Origin of the sequence: Hoyosella subflava DQS3-9A1, assembly GCF_000214175.1 — a bacterium.
Classification (GTDB): Bacteria; Actinomycetota; Actinomycetes; order Mycobacteriales; family Mycobacteriaceae; genus Hoyosella; species Hoyosella subflava.
In genome coordinates this window covers 2,870,554-2,893,926 of sequence record NC_015564.1, presented here as the reverse complement: position 1 = coordinate 2,893,926, position 23,373 = coordinate 2,870,554, and the positions used below count along the sequence as shown (strand labels likewise).

General features: G+C 57.7%; 14 protein-coding genes. 11 read left to right on the top strand and 3 right to left on the bottom strand.

What is annotated here, in order from left to right:
* The first annotated feature begins 16 nt into the window (after positions 1 to 16).
* The 6 genes from AS9A_RS13620 to AS9A_RS13590 all read left to right on the top strand — a co-directional run bounded on the left by AS9A_RS13620 (position 17) and on the right by AS9A_RS13590 (position 9,529).
* The gene (locus tag AS9A_RS13620; RefSeq protein ID WP_148262468.1) at positions 17 to 3,286 is read left to right on the top strand and encodes a hypothetical protein; all 3,270 of its coding nucleotides are present in this window, start codon (positions 17 to 19) and stop codon (positions 3,284 to 3,286) included.
* The gene (locus tag AS9A_RS13615; protein ID WP_013807626.1) at positions 3,279 to 4,133 is read left to right on the top strand and encodes a phosphoadenosine phosphosulfate reductase family protein; all 855 of its coding nucleotides are present in this window, start codon (positions 3,279 to 3,281) and stop codon (positions 4,131 to 4,133) included. Before AS9A_RS13620 ends, AS9A_RS13615 begins: the two co-directional genes overlap by 8 nt.
* A gap of 76 nt (positions 4,134 to 4,209) precedes the next feature.
* Positions 4,210 to 5,808: a DEAD/DEAH box helicase gene (locus AS9A_RS13610; protein WP_013807625.1), complete on the top strand. Its 1,599-nt coding sequence runs from the start codon at positions 4,210 to 4,212 to the stop codon at positions 5,806 to 5,808.
* Positions 5,805 to 7,634 (top strand): ATP-binding protein, encoded by a 1,830-nt coding sequence (locus AS9A_RS13605; protein ID WP_013807624.1) that lies wholly within the window; start codon positions 5,805 to 5,807, stop codon positions 7,632 to 7,634. Before AS9A_RS13610 ends, AS9A_RS13605 begins: the two co-directional genes overlap by 4 nt.
* Positions 7,635 to 7,639: 5 nt before the next feature.
* Positions 7,640 to 8,218, top strand: coding sequence for a hypothetical protein (locus AS9A_RS13600; RefSeq protein ID WP_013807623.1), 579 nt, complete (start codon positions 7,640 to 7,642; stop codon positions 8,216 to 8,218).
* Between the two features lie 897 nt (positions 8,219 to 9,115).
* On the top strand, positions 9,116 to 9,529 hold the full coding sequence (locus AS9A_RS13590; RefSeq protein WP_013807621.1) for a T3SS (YopN, CesT) and YbjN peptide-binding chaperone 1: 414 nt from the start codon (positions 9,116 to 9,118) through the stop codon (positions 9,527 to 9,529).
* A 22-nt stretch (positions 9,530 to 9,551) separates the two neighbouring features.
* Here the strand turns inward: AS9A_RS13590 and AS9A_RS13585 are convergent, their stop codons facing one another.
* Positions 9,552 to 11,036 carry a DNA phosphorothioation-associated putative methyltransferase gene (locus AS9A_RS13585; protein ID WP_158307369.1) on the bottom strand — a complete coding sequence of 495 codons (1,485 nt, stop codon included), beginning with the start codon at positions 11,034 to 11,036 and terminating at the stop codon, positions 9,552 to 9,554.
* Positions 11,037 to 11,336: 300 nt separating this feature from the next.
* Here AS9A_RS13585 and AS9A_RS13580 point away from each other — a divergent pair, with 300 nt between their 5' ends.
* Positions 11,337 to 13,226, top strand: a complete 1,890-nt coding sequence (locus AS9A_RS13580; protein ID WP_041451088.1) for a DUF2075 domain-containing protein — start codon at positions 11,337 to 11,339, stop codon at positions 13,224 to 13,226.
* Positions 13,227 to 13,944: 718 nt separating this feature from the next.
* Here the strand turns inward: AS9A_RS13580 and AS9A_RS13575 are convergent.
* On the bottom strand, positions 13,945 to 16,086 hold the full coding sequence (locus AS9A_RS13575; RefSeq protein WP_158307368.1) for a DUF262 domain-containing protein: 2,142 nt from the start codon (positions 16,084 to 16,086) through the stop codon (positions 13,945 to 13,947).
* A gap of 1,126 nt (positions 16,087 to 17,212) precedes the next feature.
* Here AS9A_RS13575 and AS9A_RS13565 point away from each other — a divergent pair.
* Both AS9A_RS13565 and AS9A_RS13560 read left to right on the top strand, forming a co-directional pair.
* Positions 17,213 to 19,675, top strand: a complete 2,463-nt coding sequence (locus tag AS9A_RS13565; protein ID WP_041451086.1) for an AAA family ATPase — start codon at positions 17,213 to 17,215, stop codon at positions 19,673 to 19,675.
* Entirely contained in the window at positions 19,672 to 20,019 is a 348-nt protein-coding gene (locus AS9A_RS13560; protein ID WP_013807616.1) for a hypothetical protein, read from the top strand. The genes AS9A_RS13565 and AS9A_RS13560 overlap by 4 nt, the downstream gene beginning before the upstream one ends.
* Positions 20,020 to 20,023: 4 nt before the next feature.
* Here AS9A_RS13560 and AS9A_RS13555 read toward each other — a convergent pair whose 3' ends face one another.
* Positions 20,024 to 21,835, bottom strand: coding sequence for a lipase family protein (locus AS9A_RS13555; RefSeq protein WP_013807615.1), 1,812 nt, complete (start codon positions 21,833 to 21,835; stop codon positions 20,024 to 20,026).
* Between the two features lie 273 nt (positions 21,836 to 22,108).
* On the opposite strand from AS9A_RS13555, the gene AS9A_RS23860 reads away from it, so the two are divergent.
* Complete coding sequence (locus AS9A_RS23860; RefSeq protein ID WP_148262467.1) at positions 22,109 to 22,402, top strand: hypothetical protein; 294 nt, start codon at positions 22,109 to 22,111, stop codon at positions 22,400 to 22,402.
* 54 nt (positions 22,403 to 22,456) lie between these two features.
* On the top strand, positions 22,457 to 23,296 hold the full coding sequence (locus tag AS9A_RS13550; RefSeq protein WP_013807614.1) for a class I SAM-dependent methyltransferase: 840 nt from the start codon (positions 22,457 to 22,459) through the stop codon (positions 23,294 to 23,296).
* The last annotated feature ends 77 nt before the right edge of the window (positions 23,297 to 23,373 follow it).

Sequence of the window (23,373 nt, the reverse complement as noted above, 5' to 3'; positions counted from 1 at the left end):
ATCATTCGACCAGGCGATGCGGCTCCTGAGTGAGCACGACAGCGAAACGGCTGATGCGCTGCCGCGCGCTCGAACGGCGATGGGCGGCGATACCCGAGGCTTCGCCCGAGCGATAGTTACCGCGCCGCAGCGTGAGGCTGTCGCCACTACCGTGCTTCGCGCCCTAAAGAACGCTTGCCCTAGCGCGGGAGTTGGCGCGGAAGTATCGAGAAGGGTTGAGGCAGCCCTTTCCAGGGCACTTGATCGAAAGCTCGCAACGCCCTCGTACCACGAGATTCAAGATCTTGTTCGGGAGATGGTGAAGGAGCGGCCACTCCTGCTTGTGATCGATGAGTTTGGTAAGAACCTTGAGGCTTACAGCGCGTCAGGTGCTGACGGGGATATGTATCTCCTGCAGGAGCTCGCCGAATGGGCGACAGACACGCAGAATGATCTGCCACTTATCGTGGTGACAATCCAGCATCTAGCGTTTGAAAGCTACGCTGCGTCGGCAAGTACAGCCCAGCGTCGTGAATGGGCAAAGGTACAGGGGCGCTTCGAGGACATTCCCTACGCAGATTCAGCGAGTGCCACAAGGAATCTCATTGCTAGTGCCCTAGACCATGGTTCCGATGAGGCCTTCGGCAAGACGCGTCTTGCGGCCGCGATGATGGCGGCTGACGGAGCAGCTGAGGTCGGCCTCCCTGAAGTCTCATCGACCCAACTCCTCTGTGACTGCTGGCCGCTACATCCGGTAACACTGCTCGCGCTTCCTGAGCTCTGTGCGCGGTATGGACAGAACGAACGGACTCTTTTTTCATTCCTGGCCTCCTCTGAGCCGCTATCCGTCACGACGTGGCTCAGGAAGATTTCTAATCCGAATGATTTGGGCTGGATCCGGCTGGACCGGGTTTACGACTACTTTGTCGAATCAGCAGGCAACTTCCTTGCGATCTCCCAGGACGCTGGCCGCTGGACCGAGGTTGCTACTGCTATCCGGGACGCCACCGGTCTCACTGATGCGCAGCGGCGCGTACTGAAAACTGTCGGTGTTTTGAATCTGGTGGCCGCGGCTGGAATGCTGCGAGCATCGTCCGACCTGGTGGCCTTGGCCGCCGCCGATGGACGCGATGGCACTGAGGCCAAAGCAGACGTTCACGCGCGCCTCGACGAGCTTCAGCAAATGAGCCTCTTGACTTACCGCGACTATGCGCAGGAGTTTCGAATCTGGCGAGGCTCCGACTTCGATATCAATCGTGCACTGGGTGCCGCCCGAAGGCTCTCGCGCACACGTTCGATGGCCGACATGCTCTCGGAAGTACGCCCCATGCAGCCAGTGGTCGCGGCTCGGCACTCAACTGAGACAGGGACTGTGCGGGCGTTCGACGCAGTTTACGCCGACAGCGGTAGGACTACGATTGCGACACCTCTTCCAGCGAGCGTTTGTGACGGCGTTCTTGTTTATCGGCTAGAAGGTTGCGACCTCACGATCAGCGGTGACGAAACAGTCCCGGTCGTTGTCGTTGATCCTGAAGATCTGACCGTCGCGACTGAGGCTGCTGTGGAGTTGGGTGCGCTACTTGAGGTCGCGCAGGACCCGGGACTTTCTCGTGACGACTCGGCTGCGCAGCGAGAACTAGCGGAACGGATCGCCTACGCGCGCGTCCAGCTGGACCATTCGTTGTCTCGAGCATTTGACGAAGGTGCGCGGTGGACGTGGGTCAATCCGCCAGCGGGAGAGTCGCAGGAACTGGTTGACGGTGTGGCCACGGCGCGACTTTCCAAAGTGCTCGACGAGGCCTACAGCAAAGGCCCGAAAGTTGTTGCGTACGAGGCGATTAACCGCGCAGAACTTACCAGTGCAGGTGCACGCGCACGTCGGATATTGCTCGAAGCGCTAGTTGATTCGAGTACCCACGGTAAGCCGCAGTTCGGGTTTAAGGGTGAAGGCCCTGAAGTGGCAATGTACCGTGCCGTTATCTCTGATGCCGGTGCGCATGACCACAGGCGGGCAAAGCTGCAGAAGCCGACTGAGCCTGGTTGGTCTGCCCCCTGGGCTGCGGTGGTTGATGAACTCAAGTCGGTCGACGACGCCGTCAATGCGCAGCATCTGTTCGCTGTGATGATGTCCCCACCCTACGGTCTGCGAGAGGGGACGGCGTCATTGCTGTTGACCGCACTGCTAGTCGTCCATGCCCCTACGATCGCAATCTACGAGCACGGCACATTTGTCCCACGCATGAACGCCCCGCTTATCGAGCGTCTCGTGCGTAACCCAAGGAACTTCGCGATCAAGCACATCGGAACGACCAAGCTCGGTGGCCGGTGGCAGTACCTACGCGCCTTAAACCATGCATTCGACGACTTCGACTTGGGCGAGACGCAGCAGGAGTTAACCCTGCTATCGACGGTTCAGCGAATAGCGGGGATCTTCCGGCAGGGTAGCTCGCGATATGCATTGAAAAGTCGGTCATTCGTCGGCCTCGATGACTTGAGCGAGACGCAGATCGAGCGGACAGTCGCGGTCCGGAAAGCGATTAGCGAGGCACGGGAGCCTGACGTACTCGTTTTCGACTTGATCCCCCAGGCGCTGGGACTGACGCCAATAAAGGCGGGCAACAGCAAGCTCGATCCCAAAGATGTTGCGACTGCGGTAGAACAGATCGCTGACAGTTTGCGAATTTTCAAGGAAGCCAATAAGCGCCTTTGCGAGGCGATCTTCGACAAGGTAGCTGAGTCGGCCGTTCCGCTCAGAGCAGATGGCCAACGGCTCGATCGGCGAGCTGCAATGAGAGCAATGGAAGGGGCGGCAGCATCAGTTGCCACCGTGCGCACTGTGCCTCAAAATGTTCGTGCCTTCATTCAGGCGTGCCTGATGAATCCGTCAACCCCCGAGGAATTGGGAACACAGATCGCCACGACAGTCATAGGTGTATCCCCCCAGGACTGGGACGACCACGTCGCTTACCGTCACCTCACCGAGTTAGCCTCCACTGCAAGGTCATTCAGGCGCGTTACAGATCTGGCCAAGGCACGAGCGTCGTACGAAAGAGGGGACGGCAGCTTTGAGGCTTTCGCCATCACACTGACGGGAGCCAACGGCGACACAGTGGATCGTACGGTTACGCTAGATGTCGAGCAGCGCAAAGTTGTCAGTGCCGTGCTGCATACTGCGATCGACAGGCTTAAAGAGCACGGCATAGCGCCTACTGATGCGCTACTCGCGGCACTCGCGGCGGAATCTCTTGCCCGAGAGCAGACCGACCTAAAGCCTCAAAACGACAGCAGAGGAGAGGCACATGGCTGACAAGACTCGACACATATGCGGCATCTCGGGTGGAAAAGACTCGTCAGCGCTAGCTGTCTATCTCAAACAGTCGCGGCCCCAGCTTGATATCGAATACTTCTTTTGCGATACGGGAGCGGAGCTGCCCGAAACATACGAGTACCTAAACAAGCTCGAGGGAGTTCTCGGCAAGCCGATCGCTCGCCTCAACGCCGAACGAGGGTTTGACCACTGGTTCGAGGTCTTCCGAGGAGCACTCCCTTCGCCGCAGATGCGATGGTGCACGAAGAACATGAAGATCAAACCGCTCGAGGAATGGATCGGTGATGATGAGGCTGTTTCTTATGTAGCTATTCGCGCGGACGAAGCGAACCGTAAAGGCTACATTTCAACGAAGCCAAACATCCAAACCGTTTTCCCATTCCTCGAGGCCGACATCGACCTCGACGGTGTTAACGCGATCCTAGACGACGCTGGAATCGGACTGCCCGAATACTATGAATGGCGAACTCGCTCAGGTTGCTACTTTTGCTTCTACCAGCGGAAGGCTGAATGGGTCGGGCTCGCGGAGCGTCATCCTGAACTATTTGAAAAGGCGCGACGCATTGAGCAGAAGGTGCTGACAGACGCTGGGGTGGACGGTGACTCGTCTTACGAGGACTTCGCGATGCAAGGGCGCGCATATACCTGGTCGCAAGGAGAGACCTTGGACGAGTTGATCGCGCGCAAGGAAGAGATCGTCAAGCATCACGAAGAGGCTCTCGCGCGCGCCAAGAAATCACGGAGAAACTTGCCGCTTGTCGCAGTACTTGGGGCCGCACTCGACGAGGAGGATGACACCACTCCCTGTGCTGTGTGTGCGCTATAGCGAGACTCGTGAGTCAACACTGAGGCAACACGTCGAAGTACCGGTCTACGCCTGCCAAGGCGAATAGAGGTGAGCGATGCTCTTCGAGGACTTGATCGTACGCGCAGCGGAACCCACGCTTCATAGGATCGTGGGCAAGTCGTCGGTACGGCTACTCTCAAAACTCGAACCTGAGCTGCTCCAGCCGAGCGCATTGTCTGAAGTTGCAGTGGACCTGACACCCCCGGTCGAGCTCCTTCTCAATCCAGACACTAGGGCGGAGCTGATGCCGCTTCTGCGGACACACGAGGCAACTGAGCTTGCGGAGGTACTGGGTTTAGACGTTCGGGACCCGTATTCGAGTTTGGAAGATCTTAGGATCCGGCGGGGATCCAAGCGAGCAAGTAAACTCCTCGATTTCTTCACGTTAGCCGATTCATCGCAGGAAGACGCCGCGACTCCGGCTACCATTGAATCGATCGGTCCAATGCACGGGCTTTTCGACCATCAGCGCGCTGCCGCAAGGAAGGTAATTGGTGCTTTATCAGTAGATCCCGGTCGGGTGTTACTACACATGCCGACAGGATCGGGCAAGACACGGACGGCGATGAATATCATCGCACAGTGGCTGACCACCCACGAACCATGCCTAGTTGTGTGGCTTGCACATTCAGAAGAGTTGTGCGAACAGGCAGTTCAAGAGTTCTGCAAGACCTGGGAAGTTCTGGGAAATCGCGAGGTCAAAGTCGCACGCTGGTGGGGGGAGCATTCTTTAGAAGACGACATCATTGACGGTGTCGTAGTTGCGGGACTTCCCAAGGTTTATAGCGCCGCACGTTCATCGTTTGCCACGGTCGGAAATCTCGCTGGGCGCGTCCAACTCATCGTTATGGATGAAGCTCACCAGGCCATCGCACCCACGTACGAATTCATTCTGGGGCTGCTATCGCAGGCAGGAGTCCCAACTCCTTTACTCGGACTCACTGCAACACCCGGACGCACCTGGAACGATATTGATGAAGACGAGCGGTTGGCTGATTTCTTCTTTCGGCGGCGCGTCCAGCTCGAGGTTAAGAACTTCGACAATGCCATCGACTACCTCGTCAGCGAGGGCTACCTCGCGAAGGCGAGTTTCTCTTCGCTCCACTACTCATCCGGAGCAGAGCTGACCCCACGTGACCTGGATGAGCTCTCTGACGCCCTGGATATACCGGAACGCATAGTACGAATGCTCGCAGACGACGAACAGCGCAATCTTGTCATCGTCCACAGAGTCGAGCAGATGGTACAGGAACATCGCCGGATCATTGTTTTCGCCGCGACTGTTCAACACGCTCGTTTGCTCGCCACAGTTTTGCGCGCGAGAGGCATCTGGGCACGTTCGATCACAGGCGTGACGCCCATTCAGGAACGACGTCGCCTGATTAGCGAATTCCGCAGCGAAGCGAACGATGCTCGCGTAGTAGTGAACTACGGCGTACTCACAACAGGTTTTGACGCGCCAAATACGAGTGGTGCACTAATCGCTCGTCCAACGAAGAGTCTGGTGCTATATAGCCAGATGGTGGGCCGAGCTACACGGGGTCCGCGTGCTGGCGGAAACGAACGTGCTGAAGTAGTGACTGTAGTCGATACTGCGCTACCCGGCTTCGCATCAATGGCCGATGCGTTTCACAATTGGGAGGACATCTGGTGACTGTTACTACCTCGGCTAGCCACGACATAGTTCCGACGTCTCTCGCAGTCAAGGCGATGCGCGACAACGGGTACAAGAATGCGGCGTATGCAATCGCTGAACTAATGGACAATTCAATTCAGGCCGAAGCTACTGTCGTAGAACTTCTTTGCGCCGATCTAGATACGACGATAGACCAACGAACTCGTCGCAGACTAAACGAAGTGGCAGTTCTAGATAACGGCTGTGGCATGAGCAGGGAGACACTCCAGATAGCGCTCCAATTCGGGAATGGAACGCGCCTCGGTTCAGGTACCGCCGGTGGAATGGGCCGCTTCGGAATGGGTTTACCTAGTGCATCTGTCTCACAGTGTCGGCGAGTTGATGTCTGGAGCTGGCAGAATGGTCATGGAAGCGCGTTACGCACTTATCTCGATCTCGACGAGATTGAATCAGGAAATCTCCGTTCGGTACCAAGTCCGAAAAAGGACCCTATACCGGAAAAATGGCAGCGAGCTGCGGACGATCGATCATTTGCGAGAACCGGGACTCTAATCGTGTGGAGCAAGATCGACCGGCTCTTGTGGAGAACCTCCAAGGCGTTAGCCGAGAACTCTGCTGAACTAATTGGCCGAATGTATCGGGAGTGGATTCATGATGAGCGGGTAGAGATCCGTTTGAAGAGTTTCCTTGGAAATTACCCGAGTAAGCTCATAGCGGATCAGAAGGCGAAGCCTAATGACCCGCTTTACTTGATGAGTAACACTACGTGTCCGGAACCTTTTTCGACCAAACCGATGTTTCAGCCTTTTCCAAACCCCGATTCGTATGAAATTCGTCCGAAGATCCGGTTCCGGGGAGAGGAACACGAGGTGGTAGTGCGGTTGTCGCTTGCTACCGACGAAGCGAGAGCTGGTGACAGTTCAGGCAGCAGGCCGCACGGGCGGCACGCAGCGCGGAATGTCGGCGTATCGGTGGTTCGTGCCGGTCGCGAGCTAGAACTCGACCCATCGTGGACGACATCATATGATCCGCGGGAACGTTGGTGGGGAGTAGAGGTCCGATTCGATCCCGGTCTAGACGAGCTGTTTGGAGTATCAAACAACAAGCAGTTTGCTAGGAATTTTTCAGAGGCTGCGAAACTTGATACTGCATCGTTAATCAAGGAGTACGGCGGATCGATCAGCAAAGCGCGGGAAGCGTTGGCGGAAGAAGAGGACCCAGTAGAACCTCTCCTCGAATTAGTGCACCGTATTCAAACTAATATCCGGGAAATGCGAAAAGTGATTGGTGCACAGGCGGAAGGGAGGCGAACACGTAAACGTTATGGCGACAGGGATAGTACGGAGAAGACTGCGACCGATGTAACTCGTCAGCGTCAGAAGAAAGGTTTCAAGGGCCGAAGCGACGCGGATGAAGCGAAGCCAGCTGAAGAGCGCAAGGCCGAACTTTCTGCGCAATTCGAGCGGTCAGGTCACTCGCCTGAGCAGGCTCAAGAATTGGCTGCAGCGACGATTGATAAGGGAATGAAATATCAGATCGACGTTGCCTCTCTTGAGGGTGGTGCGTTTTTTTCTGTGCAACCGCGTGGAGGTGTTCTACTTGTGACGTTGAATCTTGATCATCCCGCCTACCCCTTGTTGTTAGGCGCCCGCGACCCGGATGCGCTGCCTGACGATGTTGATCTACTGAAAGAGAAACTAGCAGCTGCGCAGGGCGGTCTCGAAATGATGTTGTTCGCGTGGGCGAGATATGAAGATGAGCAGATCGTCCCGGAACAGAAGCGTGCTGCCCAGAACGTTAGGCATGACTGGGGACGCATGGCAGAAGGCTTCTTAGGTGCGTAGCGCGAATGGATGATCTATCGAGAATTACCGATGTTCTCGCAACCGCGGAGAATCCCTTGTCGATTCCGGAGATTGTCGAGCTGACTGGGTTCGACGTTGCGAAGGTCGACGCACTAGTCTGGAACAATCCTGATCGGTTCGTATGGCAGCCAGGACATCGATGGGCGTTGACTCCAGAAAAAGGCCGCGGTCCTCAGGGGTTATGCAGTGATGTCGATGATTTTCGAATCAGACCGATGGTTCCTTCCGCTTCCCACGAGTTGCGCGCATTCACGCTCTCAAGTGGGCTGTTTGTTCGGGTCACTGAGCAACCCATCGATAGTTCTGCCTTCTTTACCGTTAACTCCGTTGGTAGCACTTTAGAAATCGCTTTCAATTCAACTCACGAATTGTTCGATAACCTGCCGATACCCTTTAGTGAGAGAGGAAACGGGACGCTTCATTCCAAACTTCTTGAGGTCCTGATTGCCGCCTGGGCGTTGCACGAGGAGAGCATACCCTCGGGCCCCATGCGGCGCGAGCTTCAGGAAATCCGGCAGCTCTGGGGGCGTCGTGCAATTGAGGTTCTTAGAGATCGTGAATAATGAAAACCTTGGTCGTGAGGTCACTCAGCTCGCAGAGGGTGCAGCGATAGAACTTGTCCTTTGTGCCCCATTCATCAAACTCCACGTGATTGAGCGCTTGATGAAATCAACGAAGGAAGGCGTTTGTGTCGCTGTAATTACTCGTTGGCGGCCAGAAGAGATTGCGGCTGGGGTGAGTGATCCAGAGATCCTTAGCGTAATAGAAGACCGCGGGGGCAAGGTCCTACTTCATGACCGATTGCATGCAAAGTTCTACAGGAATGAGGCGAAGGTCCTCGTCGGGTCAGCGAACCTTACAGGCGCGGCTCTCGGCTGGTCCAACCCGTCCAACGTCGAACTTCTCACTTCGGTTTCGGCTGAAGTGGTGGCGGACCTTGAATGCCGACTTCAGGCTGAATCTGTGCGCGCCACCCCGCAGATAGCAACGGCGGTGTCTGAGGCGGCTGCCCAACTGAAACCACTTTCCGCAGCCGTCGCCCCCGCAGTGGGCGAAGCATGGGCTGAGTGGCTTCCGAGACTTCGTCAGCCCTCTGATCTTTTCACGGCATATTCTCTTGGTGCTGAACGGTTGTCAACCGCCTCAGCGTCTGCGGCCAAAATGGACCTAGCGATGCTAGACCTTCCGCCTGGACTTGATCGCCAAACTTTCACGTTAATTGTAGGGAGTAGGCTGCTACAAGCTCCGAGCGTCATGGCGGTCGACGAGTATCTATTGACTCCGCGTCGATTTGGCGCGGTAGTTGATTGGATTGCGCGGCGTCATTCTCTGGATCGTGATTGCGCGAGTAACACTTGGCAGACCCTGATGAGATGGCTGCTTGAGTTCCTGCCTGATAGGTACGGCCGCAACGTCCCTGGCCACAGTGAAATCATTGATCGGAAGGGAAGTCGTTAAAGATGTCGCACGAACGTTTACGGCGTCAAGTCGAGGCGATTCTGGACTCGAATGGCATGTCCTGGGTGGCACATGAATCAGGGTATTCATTGCGATTTGCGAGCGCGATCGTTCACGTCCTCGTAACTGAATGGGGGCGTCAAACGGTCATTCAGATTCGGTCGGACGTACTTCGGGATGTTGCGGCAGAGCCCTCTGTTGTGGTCGATGAAGTGAATGAACTGAATTGCGAGACTACCTTCGGTCGGTGGGCTTACTATCGGAATGACAGATTGATTGTGCTCGAGTACGACCTCCTGGCCGATCATTTGCAGGAAGCGGAACTGATGGTCGCCTTAGTTCGCCTCGCTCGGTGGGCCGATAGCAAGGATGACGCACTTGCGGAGAAACTTGGTGGTAAGCGCGCAATCGAGTGATCCGCAGATGCGATGCCTTCGATTAACCCCCGTGAGCGCGCACCAATCGGTGACCTCTTAGTTCCCAGCCGAGCTCGTCTAGTCGCTCTTGCCACCCCCGCCTAGTGCCGATCCTTCGGGAGTCCTCGAGTAAGCCGTGCCGCTCTTCCTGAGTGCTGAGCCTCTTGAATAACTCGTAGCGGGGGTGTTCTGGGGAAACGAACAGTTCCTTGCGGTGCAGTACTGGTGGGTTTTCGCGGCTGCGGTAGTCGTTCGGCCGCACATCGAGGGCGCGGAAGTCGACGACCCAGGATTCTGCAAGGGCCGGATGTGGGTCAGTATCGAACTTCGGATAGACAAGCCAAGAAACACGCGGTTTATCGATATGAATTTTGATTAGCGTCGCATCGGGCACGTCGCCGATCAACGTTTCTGCGGCACCCACGAAGACCTTTAGCTGAGCGGGCAGCGTGTCCACTGCATCGACATGAACGTACAGCGCATCTGGTGTCCGCTTGCCGATCCGGGCTTCCGTTGCGGCACTACGAACTTCCTCAGATTTACCGAGCGAGAATAGGAGTTCTTCCGCAGCTTCTGTCGCCCTCTTGTACGACCCGAAGTGTGCCTTCACGTCAGCGCGTACATCCGGAGGAAGAGCACTGAACTTTGGTAACTTGCGCAGGCGTTGCAATGCAAAACGCACGAGAAGTTCTTGTCGTCTGTCTGCGGCTGCATCCTCCCACCAGGGTTCGTCAGCCTCATGCCGGATGACCTGAAAAGCCTTCGGGAGCGTGCCAAACAACTCATTGAGCTCGATTTCCCATGGAACTTCGTTGGTAATGGGAAGCCGACCCCGCAAGGCGAGAAATTCTTCAAGCAGCCGGAGGATCTCGCGGTTCTCCCGATAAGCTTTGCTTCGGATTGACAGCCGAGGCTCCACGATCCGGCGTAGTCGACGAACGCGTCGGTTGAGGGCGGCACGGTTTTCGAGCCAGTCTTGCTCCGCAGATTCGTCTCGGAAGACCACGAAAATTCCTGGTCCGAGGGGAATTGACTGAGCCGACAGTGTTTCGTCGAGAAACTCCCGAGCTTCTGCTTGTGCAAAGAAGCGTTGGAAAGTATCAGTGCCGGTGAGCACGCCGTCTGAGTACTCGGACGCAGTGCTCAGAATCTTGGCCTCGTGGACGGTTCTGACGGCAACGATCAGTGCGCGGTGTGCGAGGTCGAATGCACGCTTAAGGGCTTCGATCCTTTCTAGTGGCTCTTCGATTACGTTGAGCACAAAGCCTAGATTGACGATGGAGGCTTTCCGCAGCGCCCCGTCAGGACGATGGTTGGGGTCCCAGCCGTCTGCAGTGTGGCCCATTTCGCGGAGGAACTCAACGTCGTGCCCGTGCCCGCAGCCGTAGTCGAATATGGAATCGCCTCCACGAATGAGTCCCGTCTCGAGGCCAATTCGAATAGGGCGGGAGAGCTCGACGCGCCGCATCGCTGTCATCGCCGAACGACTTAGGGCACTAACCGTCACGCCTGCTGATGATACGGTGACTCTCTGCTGACCACGGCACATATGGGTCGTGTTCGCCTTTCGTTCGGAGTATTCGGGATATGTCCCGCCGAGCATGATGCCCCCGGCACTAGCAGCGGTCGATGTTGTGGGCTGTGGGCCTTTGCCGGGTATGTCGCACCAGTGCGGGCAGCTCCGCGGTGAGCCCCTGTAGCCTCTCCTTGGTAAGTAATTGTCGCGGCCCGACGGACACCGAGCTTGCCTCGCATGTTGTCCCCACCCGCGCGCTAATGCAGCGTGCGCAGATGGGGGTGCAGGCGAGTGGCACTCGTCCGCCAGTCCGTTGCCGACCTTCTTGTGGAGGCCAGGGACGGCAGGTTGGTTTCCGCTTTGGAGGAGAGGGCTCGATATGTCCTTGGATACAACGTCAGCCCAGGGGAGTCTCGATCGTGGCGCGGCAGCCTGACTCCGCTTCTGACGGACCTCGCTGACGCAGGGTTCGGCGGCATCGAGGTACTCGTCGAGTACCGGCTGCCGCACAGCCCTAAACGTGTGGACGTGGTTTTATGCGGCACGCATCCTAAGACCGGTACGGCGAGCTACGTACTCGTCGAATTGAAGCAGTGGACGCGCGCTGAAACGGTGGACGATGAACTCGTCTATCTGGATGCGTATGCGAACCCCGTGCTGCATCCAGCTGAACAGGTGCGGCGGTACTGCGAATACCTGGTTGACTCGACTCCAGCGCTCGCGGCAGAGCCAGCGACGGTTTCCGGTGTGGCGTACCTGCACAACGCTTCTCACAAGGGCGTTGAGTCGCTCCTGCGCTACTCACCAACAGGTTACGGCCAGCTCTTTACGAAGGATGACAAGTCCGCCCTGTTCAAGCGACTGCGCAGCCTGCTCGACCCGTCTGGTGAGCGAGAAACTGCCGTCAAGGCCGGTGACGATTTTCTTCAGTTCCGTCACGCGCCATCCAAGCCGCTGCTCACAGTTGCGGCGAAGGAGATCCAAGATCGTGAACAGTTCGTCCTGCTCGACGAGCAACAAGTGGCGTACGAACTCGTCCAGCGAGCGGTGGAGCGAGCCCGAGCGAACAGCACGCGGACAGTTGTGGTTGTGCTGGGCGGCCCCGGGTCCGGGAAGAGTGTCATCGCATTGAGCCTTTTGGGCGATCTCGCGCGTCGTGGTTACGGAGTGCATCACGCGACCGGGTCCTCCGCGTTTACCAACACTATGCGCAAGGTAGCTGGCCATCGAAACAAGCGCGTCCAGACCCTGTTCAAGTACTTCAACGATTACATCGCGTCGGAACCGCGAGAACTCGACGTGATCTTCTGCGACGAGGCGCACCGTATCCGGGAAACGAGTGTGAACCGATACACCAGGAGCGAGGTCCGCAAGAAGGCCGGACGACAGATCAACGAACTCATCCGCGTCGCTTCGGTGCCTGTATTCCTGCTCGATGAAAACCAAGTAGTGCGCCCAGGGGAGATGGGTTCACTCGAGGAAATCACCGCTGCGGCAGAGGCGATGGACTGCAAACTCGAAGTGGTCCGTCTCGAAGGGCAGTATCGATGTGGGGGTTCTGCCGCCTACGACGAATGGGTAGCGCGACTCCTCGGCTTGGTTCCTGAGAAGCCGATTTCGTGGAGCACGCTCGCGACATCGCCTGACGAGAGATTCACCGTTAACGCCGCGGACAGCCCCACGGGCATGGAGTCATGGATTTCAGCGATGGCTACTTCGCGAGGAGGTACGGCCCGGCTGAGCGCTGGCTACTGCTGGATGTGGAGTGACCCGGTGCTCACACCGCACGGCAAGGCACTGGTCAACGATGTCAAGATCGGTGACTGGGAACGGCCGTGGAACGTGAAACCCGAGAAGCGGGTACCGGATGCGCCGCAGTCGTACTACTGGGCATCCGATCCGCGTGGTTTCGGCCAAGTGGGCTGCATTTACACCGCTCAGGGCTTCGAGTACGACTGGGCGGGAGTGATCTTCGGCCCCGATTTCGTTCGCCGCGATGGACAATGGGTTGCGCAGAAGAAACACTCACACGACCCTGCCGCGAAAAAGGCAACCGAGGAAGAGTATGCGGCGTTGGTGCGAAACACGTACAAGGTGTTGCTGACTCGTGGGTTGCAGGGCGTCAGCGTGTACTCGACTGATCCTGAGACGCAGGAGTTCTTGCGGGAGATGGGGCGGTAGGTGGCGGAGGGTCTATAGTTCGGACGCAAGATGCGACAGCAGGCGATGGAGCCCTTGTCATTGCTGTCGCTAGACGAGGACCTGAATTCGTACTTAACGGACCCAGCCAGCGTGCTAAACAAGGCTGCTTACCCACTGCCAGGTAGCACGCAGCAGGTAATGGTCGCGACGGTTGTCATGGACGAAGTCGATCAAGCGGCGGGAGAAGCGCGCGGGCATTTGAGAAAGTGGCGGACGCGCTTCTTGTCCACTACACCATGCGGCCTGAGGGAACGCGGAACGCGGCGAACCGCCTCCGCCAGGTGCGATTGCAGCCCGGCCGGAGCTAGTCCGAGTCAGGGCCGCAGCGTACCCAGTAGCCGAGCGCTCCACGCAACGACTTGCCCTGGACTAACCCTGCGTGCAGCGGGCAGCGGCCCAGATGACTGCAGATAGCGGAAGATTACCCGGTTTCACGATGGAAAGAGGCTTCTGCGCTCTGGATACGAGACTTCATGCCCTCGGCCAGGGAAGGAGGTTACGGATACTTCGAGAATCGATGCCTGATAGGCACAGAGGCAGCTGGCTGCATGGACGCTACGAGGCGCGGGTTGGTTCGTTCAATTGAGGAAGCTAAATGTCTATTGGGACGGATGATGAAACTCCCTCCACGCAAGCGAATCCGCGAGAATCACCCATTCAATCTAATGCCGGGGATTTGGTAATTGGGAAGACTGTGCTACTCCCCGGAGAGACGACTTAAATCCTTCGATGTTTCAGAGCGAAGCTGTCCTAGGCGGCTAGCAAGCAGTTTCCTGATGCTCGCGACGTCGGAAATCCCCCCGAACTGATCCTTCATATCAGGGAAATACAGACTGGCACGAGCGGGTAAGGATGTTTCCTTCATATAGGTATCAATCGGACGTGCGGAGATCTTTCGATTCGATTCCTTCAGGATATACGCTCGGTTCAGGGGGCTATTAAGCAACCGCGCTATCTCACTCGACCCCTTGCGGATAACTGAGGATGACTGTCCAATCGATGAGGCGCTGCCGAGTGGTATTAAGTGATGGTCTTCAATTTCGTCAACTTGCACATCTATCAGCCGGTCCTTTAGCAAATCGCGGCCACCTTTAGCTAGAACGTATTGCAGCAAATAGTCACCGACGTCGGCTCTTACCGAAGACTCTTCGCCGCTCCTCAGGAGTGTTTCGTCGTCAGAGTACCCGGGATCTTTTAATACTCTTGCCTGGCGTGTGGTGAATGGGTTGCCAGTGGAGGGATCTCGCAACCACCTGGATAGATCACTAGCATCTTGAATTGCGTGTTCATTCTGTCGCGCGGTGTAGGTACCCGTGAGCACAGAGCACCAATACCAGTATTCAATTTTGTCATAGAGGTCTCTTGATTTGGGGAGTTCCGGGTTGCTCAGCGCCACGGCGATTGGTAATGAGAGCAGCTTGTTGCGTAGCGCTCCTTCATTTTTGACTCCACAACGAAGCTGAAGGAACCGCCATGTTTCAAGGAATGCGCTACTAGCCGCGGTCCAGCCACGGTCGATGTCCTCCGCTTTAAGTGCCAATGCTTGGCGTTGTTTCAGTTCATCCACAGTGAAGGAGCATTCATTTCCACGAGCCAGAAGCAAATTATGCATAACGATTAGCGTCAAGAATTGGGTCTTGAAATTATTGGTTAATGAATCTTTGACGTAACCAATATTGTCGACAGCAGTCCAAGATTTTTGGCTCGCGTGTCGACGGAGTTCAGCTGGAACATCTTGATCGAAGCTTGCGATGTATTCTTGAATCATCTCTGGAAGTGATTTTTGAGACTCGCCACGAGCGTAGCGTGCGGTAATCAGATCGAAAGAAGTGAGAGGAGTGCCCCCACGATTGATCGCTTCGAAGATGGCTATGGCCTTTGGTAACTCGTCGTCAGTTAATTCTATTATCGAAAGTTCAGCTTTCCGCAAGTCAGTGATTAAATCATGGACATCCTTTGCCCAATCAGATTGGCGATCTCTAAGTCGTTCGCTGATTTGTTCGCCGGTTAGTTCAGAGGCGGCTTCACCAGGTTGAACCAAGTCATGCAAAATATCTTCGGGTAGTTGGTTATCCTCTAGTGCTGCTTGCAACTCCTTTCGGCGAGATTCAGCTATCTCACGAAGAGCGCGCTTTGTGTACGAATCGTGCACGGAATTGTCGTACTTTGCCGAGCCGCAGAGCCCCCAGATAGGCACTTGTCCATCCTGTGCCGCTGCCACGCCAATCTTTAAGGCCCGCTGGGCTTCTTCAAGGTTAGACATGAAGGCTGGATGGGACCAGTGATCTAGCTTGGTAGTCTTGAACACATCGTATTGGACAAAGACTTCTTTAAGAATCTCGGGCTCTTCAGGCAATTTGCCGAGTCGCAGAGAGGTCCACCCAAATACGTCGGGCTGATCTTTCTCCGGCCGGATCTGTAAAGCCCAGCGTGATTTAAGTTGCCGGAAGATCTGGTCGTGGACGCCTTTCCAGTCGCGACTGAAAATATCGGCGAACAGCCCAAATAGTGTCGATACTCTTTGTTGGCCATCGAGAAGGAACTCTACAGACTGGCTGTTATCTGTGGGCGCTGTCTCCGAGCTCATGTAACCCACTCGTCGCGATGAAAACTGGCTTGACTTACCTTTGACGACAAGGAGGGACCCGCAGGGAATCCTGAGAAGCATTGAGGCAGCAAGTGCCCGATGATTCTCGATGCTCCAAACAAACTGGCGCTGGAAATTCGGCAGGAGGTATTCACCTCGCTCAGCCTTTACGATTATGTCCTCCAAAGTCGTACTTGCATATTTGACGGTCAATTTCGTCTCCTGCTGGTTGTCTGTTTCAAGTTGTCGCAAGGCTGATATGATAACAAAGTGTGCAAACTGCGCACAACAGTCTGCGAATGCTTCTATTAGAAGGGGGCACACAACGCGAAGGTCACTGATGTTTGAGATCTGAATTCGCTGCTGTGTATAGGCGCCCCGGGCCACGTGAAGTGTTAGTAAGTTATCGGACGCGGCTTCGTCGCTGTTTCCTTCCGCCGTCGCTTCTCCGATGGGGCACTGAGGGTGTTAATGGGAGGTCAGCCGATTATGCCCCTCTCTGCTGATAAACCCGTGCTTCTTGACTCCGTGTGGGCAGTATGTAGGATTTGGCGGATGCTCGGCGCTGTTCGGCGAAAAGTGTCACTGTTCGATCATTCCTATGGGACTCCTAAACGTGACGTTGGCTGGCAGTCGGAAACCATGGTCGCCCACTCTCAGAAACTATGCGGGAGTGCCGCAAGATGTGAGAGCTTGAGAGCTTCCGGAAGGCCCGGGTGCGGTGGTCAATAGCGCGAGAGTGAATGTCGTCTCTCGATGATCTTGCACGTACGTAGTCTCGCACGGACAGTCGTGGCTACTCGAGTTCTAACCTCCGCTGGAGTGTAGGTATAAATGAGGCACCCTCGAACTGACGAGCGTACGTACCTGTTCTCGTGCGATAAGCTCCGCAGGGGCGTGAGATTGGCTGCGGTCGTGCCTACGGTCGCGTCCCAGGCTGTCGCGACGATGTCTTACCCCTGGTCTCCAGCCGCGCGTGACTTGTGGGAGCAGTACGAGGGAAGGCGACCACCGGGCGGTTGGGGCCTGGTCCTGGAGCAAATGACACCGCGCAAGTTGCTTCTCTTGATCTGTTTGAGCAAGCATCACAGCTGACACCCGCCACGCTGCGCGACCTGCTTTTCGCGAAGCTCGCGGGTGCTGTGGTGACCAAGGAAGGCGATCGGGTTCTGAGCGGTGGTGGGTTTGGTGCATCGCTCCTAGTGGGCACTCTGAGTGGTGACAACTGTGGGGGTACTGGGCAGCAGGGCTTCGACCCGATGACCTTCGAGCCGCTCCCGATCGATTCATCGACACTTAACTTGTCGTATTCGTACGAATCCCTTGCCCCCTTCTCCTACGATGGCACTTACCGGCGAGAAGTTTCGAGGTGGAGAACGTGTCAGATCCCCACGCGGACCAGCAACTGGTGGGTGTCGTCCTGGAAATGGCCGACGCTGACGACAAGCTGGACGAGGAAACCAAGCTGCTGATCCTCGCAGCGTTGGAGGGCTCTGACCAGCTACGCGCGGCGCTTGCGACGGACACTACGGGTATTCCACAGCAGCTCCGACACCCACATGTGGCGCCTCGTGAAACTGAACCTGTTGGCGCGTTCCTCGATTCGGTTTCCGTGGCGGGTTTCCGCGGGATCGGCAGGAAGGCTGTGCTGCCGCTGCATCCAGCGCCGGGGTTGACGGTGGTGAGTGGCCGGAACGGCTCGGGTAAGTCGAGCTTCTCGGAGGCACTTGAATACGCGGTCAGCGGCAACAGTTACCGATGGAAGAACAAACGCAACGCGACAGTGTGGGAATCGAGTTGGCGAAACCTGCATCGTCCGTCGCCGTGTGAGATACGGATTGGTCTCGCAGTGGAGGGTGCCGGTGTCACCACGGTGGGCGTGGATTGGCCTACCGATGCCGCGTTGCATGAACCGATAACCTGGGTGCAGCGGCTGGGGGAGAAGCGCAGCGAAGGCACAGAGTCGCTTGGCTGGCAGGCGGCGGTCGAGTTGTATCGTCCGATTCTCTCGTATGACGAACTCGGCGGGTTGTTCGATGAGGGACCGTCCGTACTTTATGACGCCCTCGCGAAGGTTCTGGGGCTGGAACAGATCGCTGACGCGGACAAGCGCCTAGCTGATGAACTGAAGCTTTGCAAGGAGCCACGCACTGAGGCAAGCGGACTGATAAGGAATCTGAAGGTCGCGCTCGCGCAGTCCAATGACGAACGCGCAGCCGCTGCCTTAACGCGCGTCAAGAAGCGCACAGCAGACCTCGACGCGGTAACACAGCTAGCGATTGGTGCGCGCACGAGCGCTGCGGATGGGGTTTTATACGACCTGCGCCGTATTGCCGCCCTGTCCATCCCGAGCCCCGAGGCCGTGCAGTCCGCTGTCGTGGTCCTGCGAGCGAAGGTCGCAGAAGTCGCTGATTCCTCAGACGACGCTCTGCAAGCTTCCGAGCGGAAAGCACACCTACTGGAATTGGCACTCGACTATCAGCGTGACCACAGGGGTGTCGAATGCCCGTTGTGTGGTGTCGGGTCACTGGACGATGACTGGCGCGACCGCGTCCAGTCGGAGCTTGACGCGGCGAGCGCACGGATCAAGAAGTACCGGTTGGTGCAGACTGAATTGCGCACGGCCCGGGCAACTCTGATCGACCTCATAAACAAAGTGAGCGACGCAAGCCCAATACCGACAGTCACGCTGGAGTCGCTGCAGACCTACCGCGATGCAGTGGAGGCGTGGATTAACGTCCCCGGCAACGGCGGGCAGCTAGCTGACCATGTGGAGCACAACTACTCTGCGCTCGCTGATGCGCTCGGGAAACTGAGGCAAGAAGCCGAAAGTGAACTCGCGGACCGTGAGGACAAGTGGGCGCCACTCGCCGCCAGCCTCATTGCATGGGTCTCGAAAGAACGCGAAGCACGACACGCTGACCCGTTCGTGAAATCACTCGAGACGGCACGCAAGTGGATGAAGAGCAACGCCGCGATGCTGCGCAATCAGCGTTTGCAGCCGATCGCATCGCATGCCGCGCATATCTGGGGTGCCCTGCGGCAGGAAAGCAACGTCGACCTTGGTGCCATCAAGCTCGATGGCACCGGCACCCAGCGACGCGTCGTCCTCGAAGCGGAAGTGGATGGTGCACCCGCGGGTGCGCTCGGAGTGATGAGCCAGGGAGAACTTCACGGGCTCGCGCTTGCCCTGTTTTTGCCTCGCGCCGCGTCGGCGGACAGTCCATTTCGGTTCATCGTCCTCGACGACCCGATCCAGGCCATGGACCCGTCGAAAGTTGATGGCTTCGTGCGCGTCATCGAGGAACTCGCACAGACCCGACAGGTGATTGTCTTCTCCCACGACGATCGGCTCGCGTCTTCGATCCGTCAGCTTGGAGTGGAGGCACGCATTCTCGAAGTGACGCGCGGAGCCGCATCCACCGTTACCGTCGCGGATGCGGTGAACCCTGCGCAGCGTTTCGTTCACGACGCATTCGCGATAGCGAAAGACCCGAACGTCCCCGATGCCATGAAGCGCCGAGTACTACCGGGGCTATGTCGCCTTGCGATCGAAGCGGCAGCGCGACAGGTGTTTTACGCTAAACGCCACCGAACGGGTGCGCGGCGGGAACATACCGAAGAACTCTGGAGCCAAGCGCGCACCGTCCCAGCCAGTGTTGCGCTTGCCCTCCGCGGCGATCCGTCAGCGGATATATCTAGCTGGCGCAGCCAGTCGCCGTCACGCAGAGCAGCGATGGGTATCGCAGGGGGAGGTGTCCACGACGGTCTTCGCGGTGACGCGCTCGATGCCGCGCACGACTTGAAACGGACCGTAGCTGATCTGCTGGACGCGAAATGAACGTCAGCGCACCAGTCTTCCTGCACTTCGCGCAGCAGATACTCGACGGTTCCGTGCAGGTTGAGCATTCTCAAACTGCGAGGGCTGCCGCCTTCCTCGCGCGGCAGGCCCTTGAGGAACTTGTCGATGAGCGGTGTGCACAGATCGGCCCGAACTTAGATCGCGCGACGATGACCTCGAAGTTGATTATTCTCCGCGTCCTCGGTGACGAGCCGGACGCGGAAGCAGCCGCCTCAGCGTGGCACGGCTTGAGCCACGCCTGCCACCATCACGCCTACGAACTCGCACCGACAGCTGAGGAAGTCCGGCACTTGTGCAGGCAGGTAGCGGGATTATTGGGGTAGCGCGTCAGTCCCCGTCCGATGGTCGAGTGGCCTCAGACCCCTCAGGCTTCGGGGCTTCCTGAGCCAGCATTCTGGGTGTCATGCCCTTCTCAATCATGAACGTCATCAGGCGTGAGACGATCACCCACGCTTCTTTCAGTTTCGTGAGTTGCGCGGCTTTGGGGTCACAGAAAGCCTCGAGTCTGTTGATTTTCGCAGCGAACTGAGTCTCCGCGTGGGAGAGGGCATACCACAGGGTTTCGTCATAGGACAGGTCGAGCAGCTTGCGTGCGTACTCGGTGGCGACGCGAAGGATCAGCGACGTCGCGTCTGTAACGGGAGCGGAGCCGCCCATTCCGTGCGTTGCCGCCGCGGTCGTGAGTGCCGCGCCGGTTCCTGCGAGCCCGCCCAGCATGGCGAGTCCACCGACCATGCCGCCCGGGCCGAACGCGGCGAGACCCCCAGTGATTGCGGCCGCCCCAAACACGGAGGCTGGTGCAGCGACCATTAGCCCGACCGGACCCGCTGCGAGAATGCCCAGGCCGACTGCTGCGGTGAGGTAACGCCCCCATGGTGCGCCACCGCGTCTGCTAATGCTTCGTTGAACCTCTTCGATCGCCGTTGCGATCTTGACCCCGGGATCCCGCCGAAACCCCATCGCGACCGCAACATCCGGGAGAGCGTCCCGAGATGCCCTACCAGTGTCGATCTCAAACGGGTCGACGATGTTGGTCACAGCAAGGACGACTAGTTCCTGGACCGCCTCATGGAGTTCCCACCGGTGGGGGAGAGTCGGAAGTCTGCCCGACACCAGTTCACGCAGTTCCGGCGCGAGGGGCTGGCCACTGGCGCGGGCTGAACTTTCGATCTGCCCCACAAGGTCGTCCCGGAGGACGTTGAGTGCATGCTCGTAGCGTTCAAGAACGCCTTTGTCCTTGATGTGCCGTCGCACCGCCTCGGCATAGTGAAGCATGAGCAGTACGGATACCTCGTTGTCGCTCATCCGGACAGCAATGTTGCTCGAAGCGAGGACCATTTCCTTTGTGGGATAGACCATTTGTGCGACGAGGCGAGCGACAGCACTGTGCCCGAGATAGGCGCTGGCACTGTGGGAAGCACCGTTGTCAATGATGAAGTCTTGAGCGCCGGGGAACGTGCCTGCCAGTCCTCTTCCGCCGGTGACGATGTCGCGAGTGTCGAGGAAGTTCGACCAGTCATCGACGCGGCCGTAGGGGAACTTCTTCAGAAGGCGTTCACTACCTTCATGCAGGGCGCGGGAATGGGCGGGACTACCGATGGTGATGAATCGACGAATGTTCAGATTGTCGGAGAGGTGATCGAGGAGGTCGATCGAGATGACGCTCCCCAGGCTGTGCCCGATCAGCACGACATCACCATATGACGGAAGGTGGTCGAGGATTCTTTCGAGAATGGCGCCTCGCAGCCCGTCATTTTTGACGTACCGCCGGACCTGGTCAAAATCGTAGAAGGATGATTTGTTGACAGCGAGACTCGTCAGTTGCTGCATGGGGCGTTCTGGGACGTAATGAAAACCAAAGGACTGGACGCCCGCGTCTTTGCCGATCTTGCGCTGCACAGCCGCTTGGCGGCGCTCGAAGCCACGCCGTCGATTCAGCTCATCATTCGGCTTGTATGTCACAGGCGGCATTTTCGCTGAGATGCCGTCTGTCTTGAGGAGCGAACTGTAGCGGGGAGCAATCACTCGATTCTCGTCGAGAGGCTGGTGGCCGAGTTGCACCAACCCGCGGTTGAGACCGTCGAGCCAGCCTGCACTAGGGTCACCGTCACCGATGCCGTGCAGGAACACGATCTTCACTGAAGCCTCCTTCGTCGGTCGAGACGGATGAATCCCTCGGAGCCGGGCGGAGTTCGTACGCGTGTTGCGGACACGACGATAGTTCGCACACCCAGGTCGCATCTGGAATGCCCGATTATTCGGCATTTATTAGTGGGCATACATCCCCAGGTGCATGCATCCGATATCGAGCGCGATTTCGAGAAGAACGTCGGCGCCAGCTTTTTGTCAGTACCGCTCTCTATAACATCAGGATGGAGTACGCAGGGGGCGTTCGCGTCGTGAGGAGTTACTGTGACAGCCGCACCGGAGCCACCGCAGCGCTCGCATATTGTGATCCCGGACCACTTGCTTACAGTGGCCGAATACGCGGAGCTAGGCGAACTCGAGCCAGGCTACAGCGAGCTTGTTGGTGGGCCGGGTCGTGATGTCGCCAAGCCCAGTTCCCCGGCACAACAAGGCGTCACTGATGCTGGCGGCCCAATTGCTCGACCAGGTACATCGCAAGCTACCGACGCGCTTCGGCTCCCCACTTCAAAAGGACGCAAACCCGTGCGTCCGTCTCGCCAGACTCCCGTCTGTATGTGACGTAAAGCCCCTGCGATTAACGCCGGAGGCGCCGCCACATCGGGAAGGACGAGCATGACCATCATCGACACGACCTCACAGGCCGACCGGGCTTTGAAGGCTAAACACCGAGCTATCTGGGCTTCAGGCAACTATCCGAAGGTGGCAGCCGAGTTGATCCCCGAACTGGGGCCGGTGGCTGTCCATGCCGCCGGTATCACCGGCGGTCAGCGGGTCCTCGATATCGCGGCGGGTTCCGGCAACGCCGCAATCCCGGCCGCCCTAACGGGGGCAAAAATCGTTGCGTCTGACCTGACGCCCGAGCTTTTCGACGCTGGCCGTGCCGCCGCCAGAGAGCGCGGTGTCAGCGTCGAATGGGTGGAGGCAGATGCTGAGGCACTGCCGTTCGCGGACAACGAGTTCGACGCCGTCATCTCAGTGGTCGGCGCGATGTTCGCGCCGCACCACCAACAGACGGCGGACGAGATGGTCCGCGTGTGCAAGCCGGGCGGAGTAATTGCCATGATCAACTGGACGCCGCAAGGGCTGATCGGGCAACTCTTCGCGACGATGCGTGCGTACGCACCTCCGCCTCCGCCTGGTGCATCACCAGCGCCGTTGTGGGGCAGCGAATCTCATGTCCGGCAACTCTTTGAAGGCAGCGTCACCGAGCTGGTGTTCGAGCGCCGCACGCTCACTACTCCGGCGCAGATCGCCACACCGCAGGAGTTCCGCGAGTTCTTCAAAACGAACTACGGCCCCGCGATAGCCGTCTACAGTTCGCTCACGCACGATCAGCAGGCTGCCCTCGATGGAGACTTTGAACGGTTCCTGACCAACACAAGCGCACGGATTTCCGACTCACCAGCCAGGTGGAACATGGAGTACCTGCTGGTCACCGCTCGCAAAGCCTGACGCTCTGCCAAGCCTCGTGACTGTTCGTCTACCGTGTCCAAAACGCACATTTGGCGGTGCAGTTTGTACAAAACGTA